Origin of the sequence: Leucobacter chromiisoli (assembly GCF_016522505.1) — a bacterium.
Taxonomy (GTDB): domain Bacteria; phylum Actinomycetota; class Actinomycetes; order Actinomycetales; family Microbacteriaceae; genus Leucobacter; species Leucobacter chromiisoli.
Genome location: NZ_JAEHOH010000003.1, coordinates 70,380 through 83,618, shown reverse-complemented (window position 1 = coordinate 83,618; position 13,239 = coordinate 70,380). Strand labels below are relative to the sequence as shown.

The window sequence follows — 13,239 nt, the reverse complement described above, 5'->3', positions numbered from 1 at the left end:
ACGCTCGGCTGCCAGCCCGGCGACATCCTCAGCCGGGGTCCCCGACGAGTCTCCATGACCGGCGAGCAGCCGCCGATCCGGCGCACGCGAGGATCGAGGCCGGCCGCGCCTCCGCCTAGTCCGCGATGGGCACGCCGAGCAGCGTCTCGTTCAGCGCCGGATCGCCGCCGGGCTCCGGTTCCGTGAGGTACTGCTCCCACGAGATGCCCGCCGGGACGAGGCCCTGCTCGGAGATCCATCCGAACAGGCGCTCGTAACCGGCCGAGATCAGCGAGTAGTCTCCCCGCACGAGCATGGTGGCGACGCGGCCGCCGGGGAGGGTCTCCGCCGTCACCTCTCCACCGTCCTCCGCGGCCGTGAACGGCTCGGCGACGGGCACCGCGACCGAGAGGTCGAGCGTCTCGCCCGGCTCGCCGTGCACGACCCCCATGGGGGCGGCGGCGGGTTCGACGCCCGCGCGGCGGAGCGCGTCGAAGACGAGCGGATAGGCCCGATCGTAGAGGCCCGCGATGCCGGAGAACGGGACCTTCTCGCGCACGACGGCGAGATGCCGCTCCTCGTGCTGCTCGATCCGGGGGACTGGGAACTGGTGCTCGGTCATCGTCGACTCCTCCGTACGGGATGCCGCCGAGTCTACCCGCCAGGGCCCGGCCGCGAACGCCCGCTCGACATGCGCGCTCAGGCGGCCGCGGGCCGGCCCGGCCTCCGCCCACGTCCGAGCGGCGGCGACGAGCGTCCCCAGCGCCGCGTAGGACAGCGCGCGCGACGGGAGATCCCGCGCTGCGGCTCCCGAGCGCTCGGCGAGGAACTGCGTGAGCTCCTCCGCCGCCCGGCCCAGTCGAGCGAGCGCCGAGACGCCGACCTCGGCCGGGCTCCCCATCGCCTCGTACTGGGTGAGGATCCAGGGCACCCGGTCCGGCCCGAAGACCGCGGCGAGCCTCACGAGCCCGCTGCTGAGCGCCTCCGCCGGGGGCACCCCCCGCTCGCACTCCCGCAGCGCGCCGGGCAGCTGGGCGAGCGCCTCGTCGATGTCGGCCCAGAACACGTCGGCCTTCGAGGCGAAGTAGTTGAAGAAGGTGCCGCGGCTCACGCCGGCTCGGCGCGCGATCTCGGCCACGGTCGTGCCCTCGAAGCCCTGCTCGAGGAACAGCTCGTAGGCGGCCTCCTCCAGCACCTCGCGGCTCGAGGCGCGGGGTCGCCCCCGGCCGCCCGGAGCAGCGGATCCCGCGGAGGCTCGTGTCGTCACAGCCCCATGCTAGTGAACGTCCCGGCCGCGGTCCGCGCCTCGACGCTCCGTCCGAGGTCGGACGTGTAGAATTTCCGGCAGCGACGTCGATCCACTATCACTGGGGAGTCCCCGGAAGAACGGCGCCGAACGTCTCGCGACGGGCGGCGCTCAGTAGAACCGGGCGGGTACGGCCCGTCACAGCCGAACGGAGAGGCCCGGATCCGGAGCCGCGGAAGCGGCGAGGGGAACGGGCAAGCGGGGTGGTACCGCGGGAGCCGCGTGCAGATGCACGCCGGCGCTCGTCCCGGCGTGACGAAGCCGTTCGCACCAGCGGATCCCGAACCGGGAGGCCTGCGGCGGAGCGGCCGAGAGATTCGGAAGCCGGAGCAGAAGAGGAACCCATGCCGTACCCCCAGCAGTCGACGGGCGCAGACGCAGCCGAGGCGAACGGCGGCGACACCGCGAGCCAGCCCGCGGGCGCCGCCTTCGGCGTCACCCCCTCGCCGAAGTTCCCCGAGATCGAGCGGCGGGTGCTCGACTTCTGGCGCCGGGACGACACGTTCCGGGAGTCGATCCGCCGTCGCGAGGGACACGACGAGTGGGTGTTCAACGACGGACCGCCCTTCGCGAACGGCCTGCCGCACTACGGCCACCTGCTCACGGGCTACGCGAAAGACGTGTTCCCCCGCTTCCAGACGATGCGCGGCAAGAAGGTCGAGCGCCGCTTCGGCTGGGACACCCACGGCCTGCCCGCGGAGCTCGAGGCGATGAAGCAGCTCGGCATCACCGAGAAGAGCGAGATCGAGGAGATGGGCGTCGCGGCCTTCAACGAGAAGGCGCGGGAGTCGGTGCTGCAGTACACGCGCGAGTGGGAGGAGTACGTCACCCGCCAGGCGCGCTGGGTCGACTTCGAGAACGACTACAAGACGCTGAACCTCGACTACATGGAGAGCGTCATTTGGGCGTTCAAGCAGCTGCACGAGAAGGGGCTCGCCTACGAGGGCCACCGCGTGCTGCCGTACTGCTGGCGCGACGAGACGCCGCTCTCGAACCACGAGCTGCGCATGGACGACGACGTCTACCAGATGCGCCAGGATCCCTCGGTCACCGTGACCTTCCCGCTCCTCGGCGAGCGCGCGGCCGAGCTCGGCCTCGAGGGGGTGCGGGCGCTCGCCTGGACGACGACGCCCTGGACCCTGCCGACCAATGCCGCACTCGCGGTCGGGCCCGAGATCGCCTACGCGGTCGTGCCCGAGGGGCCGCTCGGAGCCTCGGCGGGCCCGCGCGACGGCGCGACGGGACCGGACGGCGGCGACCGGTACCTCCTGGCGCTCGACCTCGCCGGCGGCTACGCGAAGGATCTCGGCTACGAGTCCGCCGAGGCGCTGCGCGAGGCCGTGGTCGCCACCCTGCCGGGCGCGGAGCTCGCCGACGTGCGCTACGAGCCGGTCTTCGACTACTTCGCCGACGCGGGCGTGTGGGGCACCGAGAACTGCTGGCGCGTGCTGGTCGACGACTACGTCACCACGACCGACGGCACCGGCATCGTGCACCAGTCGCCCGCGTACGGCGAGGACGACATGCGCATCACGAGCGCCGCGGGCATGCCCACGATCCTGAGCCTCGACGACAGCGGACGCTTCATCGACGCCGTCTCCGACGTCGCCGGAGAGCTCTGGATGGACGCGAACCGCCCGCTCATCCGCCTGCTCAGGCAGCGCGGGCGCCTGCTGCGCGAGCAGAGCTACGAGCACTCGTACCCGCACTGCTGGCGCTGCCGGAACCCGCTCATCTACCGGGCGGTGTCGAGCTGGTTCGTGCGCATCGCGCCGATCAAGGAGCGCATGCTCGAGACGAACGAGCAGATCACCTGGGTGCCCGAGAACGTCAAGCACGGCCAGTTCGGCAGGTGGCTCGAGGGGGCCCGCGACTGGTCGGTGAGCCGCAACCGGTACTGGGGCAGCCCGATCCCGGTCTGGAAGAGCGACGACCCGGAGCACCCCCGCATCGACGTCTACGGGTCGCTCGCCGAGCTCGAGCGCGACTTCGGGGATCTGCCGAGGAACGAGGCCGGCGAGGTCGACCTGCACCGCCCCTACATCGACACGCTCACCCGCCCGAACCCCGACGACCCCTCGGGGCGGTCGACGATGCGCCGCATCGAGGACGTCTTCGACGTCTGGTTCGACTCGGGGTCGATGCCCTTCGCGCAGGTGCACTACCCGTTCGAGAACCAGGAGTGGTTCGACACGCACCAGCCCGCCGACTTCATCGTCGAGTACATCGGGCAGACGCGCGGCTGGTTCTACGTGCAGCACGTGCTCGCGACGGCGCTCTTCGACCGCCCGGCGTTCAAGAACGTGATCAGCCACGGCATCGTGCTCGGCTCCGACGGCAACAAGATGTCGAAGTCGCTGCGCAACTACCCCGACGTCAACGAGGTCTTCGACCGCGACGGGTCGGACGCGATGCGCTGGTTCCTCATGGCCTCTCCCGTGGTGCGCGGGGGCAACCTCATCGTCACCGAGGAGGGCATCCGCGAGGGCGTCCGGCAGTTCATCCTGCCGCTCTGGAGCACCTGGTACTTCTTCAGCCTCTACGCCAACGCCGACGGCGTCGAGGCGCGGTGGCGCACCGACTCCGCCGATCCGCTCGACCGCTACATCCTCGCCAAGACGGGCCGGCTCGTGCAGGACGTCGGGGCGCACCTCGAGGGTCTGGACACCACGTCCGCGGCCGAGGCGCTCCGCTCCTACGCTGAGGTGCTCACCAACTGGTACGTGCGGCGCTCGCGCGATCGGTTCTGGGAGGGCGTGCACGGGGAGAACGGCCGCGAGTCCAACCGGCAGGCCTTCGACACGCTCTACACCGTGCTCGAGACCGTCGCCCGCGTCGCCGCCCCCCTGACGCCGCTCGTCTCCGAGGAGCTGTGGCGCGGCCTGACCGGAGGGCGCTCGGTGCATCTCGAGGACTGGCCCGACGCATCGGCATTCCCCGACGCGTCGGCCTCGCCCGAGACGGCGGAGCTCGTCGCCGCGATGGACGAGGTGCGGCAGATCACCTCCCAGGCCCTGGCGCTGCGCAAGGCCCGCCGGCTCCGCGTGCGACTGCCCCTCGCCGCGCTGACCGTGGTGACCGCCAACCCCGAGGCGCTGCGGCCCTTCGCCGGCATCCTGCGCGAGGAGCTCAACGTCAAGGACGTGCGCCTCGTGCAGCAGACCGAGACGAGCGCCGCCGACCACGGCATCGTGCAGACGCTCACGGTGAACGCGCGGGCGGCCGGCCCGCGCCTCGGCAAGCAGGTGCAGCAGGCGATCGCGGCCGCGAAGTCGGGTGACTGGCGCGAGCAGGACGGCGTGATCGTGGCCGGCGGCATCGCGCTGGAGCCGCAGGAGTACGAGCTGACGCTCCGGGCGGGTTCGACGGACGAGCGAGCCTCGGGCGGCGCGGGGGACGAGGGCCCGGCGCTGACGCTCATCCCCGACGGCGGATTCGTGCTGCTCGAGACCCGCACGACTCCCGAGCTGGAGGCCGAGGGGGTCGCGCGCGACGCGATCCGGGCCGTGCAGGAGGCGCGCAAGAACGCGGGCCTCGACGTGAGCGACCGCATCGGCCTGGCGCTGAACGCCGAGCCAGCGCACGCGGCCGCGCTGGAGGCGCACGCCGGCCTGATCGCCGCGGAGACCCTGGCGGTCGCCATCGCCGTGCAGCCGACGGCCGACATCTCGACGCTCGCCGACACGGAGCCGAAGAGCATCGAGGGCGTCGTCTTCACCAGCGCGGCCGAGGCGCTCGGAACCGACAAGGCGCTGCTCGCCATCACCATCGACGTCTCCGAGACGGTGCGGAGCGCGGGAGGAGAGTCGTGAGCCCCGTCGCGCCCGAGGATCGGGGCGGGGCCGCGGCGGCCCGGCGCGTCTACGAGCAGCTGCTCGAGCGCGTGGGAGAGGCGAGTCCGCGGCCCCGCATCGAGCCGGTGCGGCGCCTGGCCGAGCTGGCCGGATCTCCGCAGCTCTCGTTCCCCGTGATCCAGGTCGCGGGCACCAACGGCAAGACCTCCACCAGCCGGGCGATCGAGTCGCTGATGCGCGCGCACGGCCTGCGCACCGGCCTGTTCACGAGCCCGCACCTCATCGACTTCACCGAGCGCTTCCAGGTCGACGGCGCCCCGATCGACGGCGCCGCCCTGGCCGAGGCCTGGGACGAGCTGCAGCTGCCGCTGCAGGTCGTCGACGGCGAGCTGGCGGCCGCCGGTCACGGCGCCATCACCTTCTTCGAGGCGCTGGCGGTGCTCGCCTTCACCGCCTTCGCCGACGCGCCCGTCGAGGTGGCCGTGATCGAGGTCGGCATGGGGGGCGAGTGGGACGCGACGAACATCGTGGACGCCCGCGTGGCCGTGTTCACGCCGATCGACCTCGACCACACCGCGGTGCTCGGCCGCGACGTCGCCACGATCGCGAGGACGAAGGCGGGGATCATCAAGGACGGCTCCACCGTCGTCACGGCCGCTCAGGTTCCGGAGGCGCTCGACGAGATCGTCGCGACCGCCGAGGAGCACGGGTCGCCGCTGTTCGTCGCCGGCCGCGACTTCAGGCTCGTGGAGGATCGGCTCGCCGTGGGCGGCAGGCAGATCGACGTGATCGGCGCCTCGGGGCAGCCCTACGACCCGGCGTTCGTGCCGCTCTTCGGGCGGCACCAGGCCGAGAACGTCGCGCTCGCGATCGCCGCCGCCGAGGCGTTCTTCGGAGCGGATCGTCCGCTGCCCGAGGAGATCCTGGACGAGGGTCTCGGGCAGCTCACCTCGCCGGGGCGACTGCAGCTCATCGGCACCGACCCGGTCGTCTACGTCGACTCGGCGCACAACCCGCACGGCGCCGCCGCCCTCGCGGAGGCGGTGACCGAGTCGTTCGGGTTCGAGGAGCTCGCGCTCGTGGTCGGCGTGCTGGAGGAGAAGGACGCCGCCGGGCTGCTGACCGCGCTCGCGCCGCTGGCCCACGCCGTCTACGTCACCCCGGTCGCCTCGCCGCGGAGCCTCGACCCCGACGACCTCCGGGCGCTCGCCGAGGAGGCGATCCCCGCGACGCCGATCGAGGTGGCGCAGAGCCTTCCCGAGGCGCTCGAGGTGGCCAGGGGATGGGCCGCGCGCTCCGACGATCGGGCGGTGCTGGTCGTCGGCTCGGTGCTGCTCGCCGGCGAGGCGATCGCCCACTCGCGCGAAGAGGGATGGGGGATCGCATGACCGATCGCGACCGGAACGGCGCCGAGGCGCCGGATCCCGACGAGCTGCAGCTCTCGCCCTCCGAGACGATGGCGCACAACTCGGCGATGCGCGTCTCGGGCGCGGGCCGGGGGGAGCGGTCGACGCAGAAGGCGCTCGCCTCGATCGTGCTCGGCTTCGAGCTCGTCATCGTCGTGCTCATCGGCCTCACCCTGTTCGGGCTCGGCGCGCTCGAACCGCGCGAACTCGGCCTCTACCTCGGGGGCGGCCTCGCACTGGTCATCGTCGTCGGTCTCGGGGTCATGCGCTTCGGAAGGGCCGGCATCGTCATCGGCTGGGCGGTGCACGTCCTCATGCTGCTGACCGGCTTCCTGCTGCCGATGGCGTGGATCGTCGGCCTGCTCTTCACCGCCCTCTGGATCTACTGCATGGTCAAGGGCGCGCAGATCGATCGCGACCGCCGCGCCTGGATGGCCGCGCAGGGCGGCTAAGCTGGTGGACCGGGGGCCCGGCGCCCCCACCCGACTTTCCGTGTGACGAAGGAGCGTGCATGTCTGCAGAAGAGACCCTCATCCTGGTGAAGCCCGACGGTGTTGCCCGTGGACTGACCGGCGAGATCCTGCGCCGCATCGAGGCGAAGGGCTACACGCTGGTCGACCTGCGCCTGGTCGACGCGGATCGCGAGCTGCTCGCGGCGCACTACGCCGAGCACGAGGGCAAGCCCTTCTACGAGCCGCTCATCGAGTTCATGTCGTCGGGCCCGACCGTCGCCATCCGAGCCGCCGGGGAGCGGGTCATCGAGGGCTTCCGCTCGCTCGCGGGCACGACCGATCCGACGACGGCGGCGCCGGGCACCATCCGCGGCGACCTCGGGCGCGACTGGGGGCTCAAGGTGCAGCAGAACCTCGTGCACGGGTCCGACTCGCCCGAGTCGGCGGAGCGCGAGCTCGCCCTCTGGTTCGCCTGACAGCGCTCTCGCGGTCCTCGCCTGGGGCGATGCGTCTCTGCGGGAGGCTCCCGACGCGCTCCTCACCGAACGCTCTACCCTCCACGGTTGCCCTTCCCGTGCCTGAGTGAGATCGCCCGTTGGCGAGATCACCGCAGCTGAGGCAGCACCCGATCGCCGAACGCCTCGATGAATCGCACCTGTTCCTTCCCCACGTGGTGGAGAAACACCGAATCTACGCCAAGCTCGAGAAATTCGCTGATCCAATCCGCGTGACGGTTCAGATCAGCGGAGATATTGACGGCCTCGGCGAGGCGCGCGTGAGCATCGTGCCGGTCGGCTCTCGCTTCGAAGTCGGCGACCGAGGGCAGATCTGCCATCACGGGAGGATCGAAGACGTTGGTGCGCCACTGATCGAACGCGATTGCCTCGGCTTCCCCCTGCGTTTCCGCCCAACTCAGATGCACCTGAAGCATGATGGGTCCCCGGCCGCCGTGCTCCCGGTAGGCAGTGCATATCTCTCGCAGCCCGTCGAGTGGCTGATTCACCGTGATCAATCCATCGGCCGTTCTTGCACATCGTCGGGCGGTCTCCGGCGTGAGTGCGGGGAGAATCAGGGGCGGCTTCACTTCCGGCACCTCCCACACGCGCGCCTCATCCACCACGACAGGACCGAAGCTATCGCTGACGGTTTCGCCGGCATGGAGCCGGCGAAGCAGGTGGAAGCCGCGCTCGAGATGCTGCTGCCGCACTTCCTTCGCCGGCCAGCCGTGCCCCACCACGTGCTCGTTCAGATTCTCTCCGCTTCCCAGGGCCACCCAGAAGCGAGCCGGAAACATCGAGGCAAGCGTAGCCGAGGCCTGAGCCAGCACAGCCGGATGGTAACGGTGCCCCATCGAGGTGACGACGCCGAAGGACAGGTCAGTGGTCGCCAACGCAGCACCGAGCCACGACCAGGCAAACCCCGAATGGCCCTGCCGCACTGACCATGGCGCGATGTGGTCCGAACACATCGCCGCCGCGAACCCGGCCTGTTCGGCGTACTGCACATCGCGCAAGAGCCGGGCCGGAGCAACTTGCTCGTGAGATGCGTGGAATCCAATCGTCGCCATACGGTGTCCTCAGTATTCCTCGACAAGAGTGAGGGCGGCGGCCATGAGCGCCAGATGACTGAGGCCCTGGGGAAGGTTTCCGAGGAACGAGTGGTCTCGACTCGCGATCATCTCCGAGTACAAGCCCACATCGTTTGCGAGTGGCACGAGCCGACCCATCAGCTCTTCAGCTTCTCGCCTGCGCCCGACTTCCACGAGTGCCGCAACCGCCCAGAACGCGCAGGCGACGAACGTGCCCTCCTCCTCGTCCGCACCGCTGTAGCGGTAGATCAGGGGACCGTCGCCGAGCTCTCGGGTCACCGCGTCGATCGTGGAGGACATTCGCGGCCCGCGATCGAATCCGCTCGCCGCATGCAGCAGCACGGACGCGTCGAGCTGGTCGGTTCCCGAATACCAGGTGTAGCTCTGGAGCGTTTCCGACCAGCAGTGCTCGTCGATCCAATCTCGAATGCGATCGCGCTCGTAACGCCATCTCTCGACCGATCCCTCGATATGGCCCTCCTCCGCCAGGGCGACCGCGCACTCCAGAGCATGCCAGCATCCCATTTTGGAACTCGTGTAGTGACGATCGGTTTGCAGTTCCCAGATTCCCGCGTCGGCTCGCTGCCATACATCGCAGGTGCGATCCGCCATCTCCGAGAGCAGTCGCGTGGTGTCCGTGTCGAGCAGGTGCCCGCCCTCGACGTAGAGCCGAACCATCTCGAACAGGTCCCCGTAGATGCCGAGCTGAAGCTGGCCTTTCGCCCGATTGCCGGTGACGACGGGGCCGATCCGCCGCCAGCCCGGAACATCGACTGCGCGTTCCGCATCGGGCTCGCCCCCGTCGAGACGGGTGAAGACGGCGAGATCCGCCCCGCGGTCTCGTGCGACGCGGAGCAGCCAGGAGAGAGCCGCGTGCACTTCCTCTCGCTCGCCAAATCGAATCAGCGTGTGCAGAGTGTAGGCGGCATCACGAACCCAGGCGAAACGGTAGTCCCAGTTCTTGCCGCCGTCGAGGCTCTCAGGCAGAGAGGTGGTCGCCGCGGCAGCGATCGCACCTGACGGACTGTGCAACAGTTTCAAGGCGAGGGCGCTTCGCAGGACCTCGTCCGACCAGGGGCCCTCGTACCGCAGCTCGGCAGACCAGCTCTCCCAGTAGCGTACGGTTCGGTCGATCCCTCGATCGATATCTTCAGGATCGGGCAACTGGAGCGGTTCAGCACTCGTCGTGAGAATCCCCAGCAGGTGGTGGGAAGAACGGCGCGCGGTGAACGTTCCTGAAATGTCTCGCCCCGTGACGACGGAGTCTCCGATTGCGGTGCCTCGCACTCCGACCGTGGTGTCTCCGATCCGCAGCACAGGACCCAGAGGGGAAGAATGGGCCCAGGGGGAAGCCGAGGCCAAGGCCGTACCGGGCGCGACTCGCCACCGCATCGCAACCTCGCCCTCAAGGCCTTCGATACGCCGCGCGAGCTCTCCCCACGGCAACCGTCCCGATAGACCGGTGTTCAGAGAATCGGTGACGCGTGCTGATCCCGTCGCCGTAGTGTAGGTGGTCTGCAGCACGTTGGTTCGGGGGATGTACGCCCGTTCGACGGTGAAGTCTCCGTCCGGCGCGAGCTCGATGCATCCGCCGTTCTCGGCGTCGAGCAGTCTCGCGAACGCGGGAGGGGAGTCGAGGAGAGGCGTTGGATACCAGTCGATCGAGCCGTCGTGAGCGATGAGGGCCACTGTCAAGCCGTCTCCGATAGCGGAGTACGAGCGCAAGTCGACGTACCCGCTGGAACGGGCCGGGATGGCGTCGAGAGGGATCGCTGATTTCTCGCCGTTGTCCACGTGCATCTCCTCGCGGTACCGGTACCCCGTACTCGTCTCGGGTGATTCCTCCGATGGTACAAGGAGCCCCGGGCGTCGCCGGAACACCGTTGCAATCATGACCGGCCGCCGTTAGCCTGAATGACCCGACCTCCTGGCCGCAGCGGCCGTATGCAGAGGAGAGGCGTCGATGGCTGATCGCTTCACGAACTGGTCCGGCAGCCTGAGATTCACCCCGTCGGAGCGGCGTGAGCCCGAAGGCGAGGAAGAGGTGGTGCGGATCGTCCGTGAAGCGCGCGACCGGGGTCGGACCGTCCGTCCCGTCGGGTCGGGGCATTCCTCGACGCCGTTGATGACGACCGAAGACGTGCTGGTGTCTCTGAAGAGAATGGTCGACGTGCGGTCCGCCGATCCTCGCCGGATGCGAGCGGCCGTCTCGCCGGGAATCGAGCTCGCCCGCCTGGGCGCGGAACTCGCAGACGCGGGACTGGGAATGGAGAACCTCGGTGATGTCGATTATCAGTCCCTTGCGGGAGCCATCGCCACAGGCACCCACGGGTCCGGGGTGCGGTTGGGAAACCTGTCGTCGACACTGATCGGCGGTACGCTCGTCACCGGCACCGGCGACACCCTGCCCTTCGGAGTCGATGCGGGCGAGGACGAACATCACGATCTCCTTCGGGCGGCGCAGGTGTCGCTCGGCGCACTCGGAGTTCTCACCTCTCTCACACTGCGGCTCGAGCCCGCGTACGAGCTTCGCCGCACGAACTGGATAACGCACATCGATTGGGTCTTGGAGAACTTCGACGAGTTGGTCGAGACCAATCGCAGCATGGATTTCTACTGGTATCCGAGAAGCGATCTGGCGCAGATCCGCCTGCTGAACGTGCCCGGTGAGGAGCCCGAACTGACACCCCCGGGACGCCTCAAGACCGATGAAACCGGACCCTCCTACGAGATCATCCCCAGCGCACGGGATCTCCGTTTCGATGAGATGGAGTACATGCTCCCGTTCGACAACGGATTAGAGGCATTCGGCGAAGCGCGAACGCGGATCAAGGAGAAACACCGAGCACGGGTGGCGTGGCGTGTTCTGGTTCGCACCATAGCGCCCGATCGGGGCATGATCAGCACCGCCCAGGGCCGATCCACCGTGACCGTCGCGCTGCTCCAGAACGCTTCGCTTCCGCACGAGGAGTATTTCGCCGATATGGAGCCGCTGCTTCGAAGTTTCGGAGGCCGCCCGCACTGGGGCAAGAAGCACAGTCTGTCCGCCGGCGAGCTGCGGGAGCTGTACCCGGAGTGGGACGAGTTTCAGCGGATCAGACGCGCCCTCGACCCGGACGGGGTCTTCCAGAATGACTACCTGCGACAACTCCTGGACGAGGCGTAAGAGGAGGGGGAACGATGGAGCACTCCGTGCTGGGGCACACCCGATGGACGTTTTCGGCGGGCTGGATTCCCGCCCAGAGCACCGGTCGCGAACCGGAATACACGAGTCGCAACGTCTTGTGCGTGCTGAACACGTCGTCAGGAGACGCATGCGTCCGCGTGACGGTGTATCACGAGGATCGGGATCCGATCTCGCCGTATGAGATTCTCGTTCCCGCTTCCCGGGTTCGTCACGTCAGGATCAACGACTTGATCGATCCCGAGGCCGTACCACTCGGCCGGCCCTACGGCCTCGTCCTGATCAGCGATGCACCGATCGTCGCACAGCTCGTGTACGTGGACACTCGCAAGAACAATCTGGCCGTCGCGATGATCTCCGGGGTCCCGGATGTCGGGCGCAGGAGCTCCTGACAGGATCATGACGCTCCTGCATCGGGTACGCCGCCTGGGCGCCCAGATGGGCGGGGGAGTGCGACAGCACGCGTCCGTCCTCCTGCTCGCTGCGCTCGCGGCCGGGATCTCCTATCTGCTGGCGGGTGCGCTCTTCGGCACTCAGCAGGCGGTATTCGCGCCGATCGCCGCCGTGGTCGCTACCGGGCTTTCAGCGGGACAGCGCCGCGGACGCGCCGTCGAGATCTCGGCCGGCGTGGTTCTCGGCATCGCCTCGGCGGACCTCCTTTCGCGCTGGCTCGGCATCGGCGCTTGGCAGCTGGCCCTTGCGGTTCTGGTGGCGATGACGACGGCGGTCGCGTTCCGGCCCAGCAGCCTCATGGCCAATCAAGCCGCGGTGGCCGCCGTGGTCGTGATGACCCTGGCGCAGCATCTCGGTTCAGACCCCTGGGTTCGCTTAGGCGATGCAGTGGTCGGAGCGGCTGTCGCGCTCCTGCTGACCTCCCTGGTCGGCGCCGATCCGTTTCGGGCGGCGGTGGCGGAGGCGGAGGCGATCCTGTCCCGGTACTCCCATATCTTGGAGCGACTCGGCCAGGAGATCGCCGGCCGGTCCCTTCCCGGCGCCGAGGAAGCCCTGGAGGATATGGCGTCCCTGGTGAGCGCTCGTCAAGATATCGCCGATGCGGTCGCGGCCGCTCGAGAACGCATCTCTCTCGCGCGATCGCGGACACGCGCGGTGCAGAGGCGTCGACTTCACGCCGTGGAGCAGCTCGGCGCGCGTATGGACCTCCTGCTGTCGTCGGGGCGCGCGATGTGTCGGGCGGGCGCGAACCTGGTGCGGCATCCGCGCCAGGTCGCCCCCGCCTTGCCACACGCGGTCGACCAGCTCGCCCGAGCCGTGGACGAACTCAGGTCTTGGATCGGCTCCCGGACGAACGCCTCCCAGGTTCGGCAGAAGGCCTTGACCGCAGCTGTGACTGCCTCGGCGGTGTATTCCGATCCGTACTCGCCTACGACGAGTGTGCTGGTCGGACAGATCCGTTCCACGGTGGTCGACCTTCTGCGGATCACCGGACTCAGCCAAGACGAAGCCGTGGCAGCACTTGAAGACGCTGCGGGCCGAGCAGACCGGTCTGGCCCTGGAGGCTCGCAATGAGCA

Annotated in this window: 10 protein-coding genes; 7 read left to right on the top strand and 3 right to left on the bottom strand. The window is 69.2% G+C overall.

Annotation, left to right across the window (positions count from 1 at the left end):
- Positions 1-115: 115 nt before the first annotated feature.
- Positions 116-1,246 carry a TetR family transcriptional regulator gene (locus tag JD276_RS03115; protein ID WP_200113828.1) on the bottom strand — a complete coding sequence of 377 codons (1,131 nt, stop codon included), beginning with the start codon at positions 1,244-1,246 and terminating at the stop codon, positions 116-118.
- A gap of 383 nt (positions 1,247-1,629) precedes the next feature.
- On the opposite strand from JD276_RS03115, the gene ileS reads away from it, so the two are divergent.
- Genes ileS through ndk form a run of 4 tightly spaced genes read left to right on the top strand, consistent with a single transcriptional unit; the run spans position 1,630 to position 7,413 of the window.
- The gene (gene ileS, locus JD276_RS03110; protein WP_200113827.1) at positions 1,630-5,097 is read left to right on the top strand and encodes an isoleucine--tRNA ligase; all 3,468 of its coding nucleotides are present in this window, start codon (positions 1,630-1,632) and stop codon (positions 5,095-5,097) included.
- Entirely contained in the window at positions 5,094-6,467 is a 1,374-nt protein-coding gene (locus tag JD276_RS03105; RefSeq protein WP_200113823.1) for a bifunctional folylpolyglutamate synthase/dihydrofolate synthase, read from the top strand. Before ileS ends, JD276_RS03105 begins: the two co-directional genes overlap by 4 nt.
- Positions 6,464-6,937 (top strand): DUF4233 domain-containing protein, encoded by a 474-nt coding sequence (locus tag JD276_RS03100; protein ID WP_200113822.1) that lies wholly within the window; start codon positions 6,464-6,466, stop codon positions 6,935-6,937. The genes JD276_RS03105 and JD276_RS03100 overlap by 4 nt, the downstream gene beginning before the upstream one ends.
- Positions 6,938-6,996: 59 nt before the next feature.
- Entirely contained in the window at positions 6,997-7,413 is a 417-nt protein-coding gene (gene ndk / locus JD276_RS03095) for a nucleoside-diphosphate kinase (RefSeq protein WP_200113820.1), read from the top strand.
- Between the two features lie 128 nt (positions 7,414-7,541).
- Here ndk and JD276_RS03090 read toward each other — a convergent pair whose 3' ends face one another.
- Both JD276_RS03090 and JD276_RS03085 read right to left on the bottom strand, forming a co-directional pair.
- The gene (locus JD276_RS03090; RefSeq protein WP_200113818.1) at positions 7,542-8,504 is read right to left on the bottom strand and encodes a TIGR03885 family FMN-dependent LLM class oxidoreductase; all 963 of its coding nucleotides are present in this window, start codon (positions 8,502-8,504) and stop codon (positions 7,542-7,544) included.
- Positions 8,505-8,513: 9 nt separating this feature from the next.
- On the bottom strand, positions 8,514-10,319 hold the full coding sequence (locus JD276_RS03085; protein ID WP_307866419.1) for a glycoside hydrolase family 15 protein: 1,806 nt from the start codon (positions 10,317-10,319) through the stop codon (positions 8,514-8,516).
- 169 nt (positions 10,320-10,488) lie between these two features.
- On the opposite strand from JD276_RS03085, the gene JD276_RS03080 reads away from it, so the two are divergent.
- Genes JD276_RS03080 through JD276_RS03070 form a run of 3 tightly spaced genes read left to right on the top strand, consistent with a single transcriptional unit; the run spans position 10,489 to position 13,236 of the window.
- Positions 10,489-11,691 (top strand): D-arabinono-1,4-lactone oxidase, encoded by a 1,203-nt coding sequence (locus tag JD276_RS03080; protein ID WP_200113813.1) that lies wholly within the window; start codon positions 10,489-10,491, stop codon positions 11,689-11,691.
- 14 nt (positions 11,692-11,705) lie between these two features.
- Positions 11,706-12,101: a sensory rhodopsin transducer gene (locus tag JD276_RS03075; RefSeq protein ID WP_200113810.1), complete on the top strand. Its 396-nt coding sequence runs from the start codon at positions 11,706-11,708 to the stop codon at positions 12,099-12,101.
- Positions 12,102-12,108: 7 nt separating this feature from the next.
- Positions 12,109-13,236: an FUSC family protein gene (locus JD276_RS03070; RefSeq protein ID WP_200113808.1), complete on the top strand. Its 1,128-nt coding sequence runs from the start codon at positions 12,109-12,111 to the stop codon at positions 13,234-13,236.
- The last annotated feature ends 3 nt before the right edge of the window (positions 13,237-13,239 follow it).

Bases quoted from the DNA above. Each gene is read 5' to 3' on its own strand.
- ileS (WP_200113827.1), top strand. From the start codon at position 1,630: ATGCCGTACCCCCAGCAGTCGACGGGCGCAGACGCAGCCGAGGCGAAC.
- JD276_RS03100 (WP_200113822.1), top strand. From the start codon at position 6,464: ATGACCGATCGCGACCGGAACGGCGCCGAGGCGCCGGATCCCGACGAG.
- ndk (WP_200113820.1), top strand. From the start codon at position 6,997: ATGTCTGCAGAAGAGACCCTCATCCTGGTGAAGCCCGACGGTGTTGCC.
- JD276_RS03090 (WP_200113818.1), bottom strand. From the start codon at position 8,504: ATGGCGACGATTGGATTCCACGCATCTCACGAGCAAGTTGCTCCGGCC.
- JD276_RS03080 (WP_200113813.1), top strand. From the start codon at position 10,489: ATGGCTGATCGCTTCACGAACTGGTCCGGCAGCCTGAGATTCACCCCG.
- JD276_RS03075 (WP_200113810.1), top strand. From the start codon at position 11,706: ATGGAGCACTCCGTGCTGGGGCACACCCGATGGACGTTTTCGGCGGGC.
- JD276_RS03070 (WP_200113808.1), top strand. From the start codon at position 12,109: ATGACGCTCCTGCATCGGGTACGCCGCCTGGGCGCCCAGATGGGCGGG.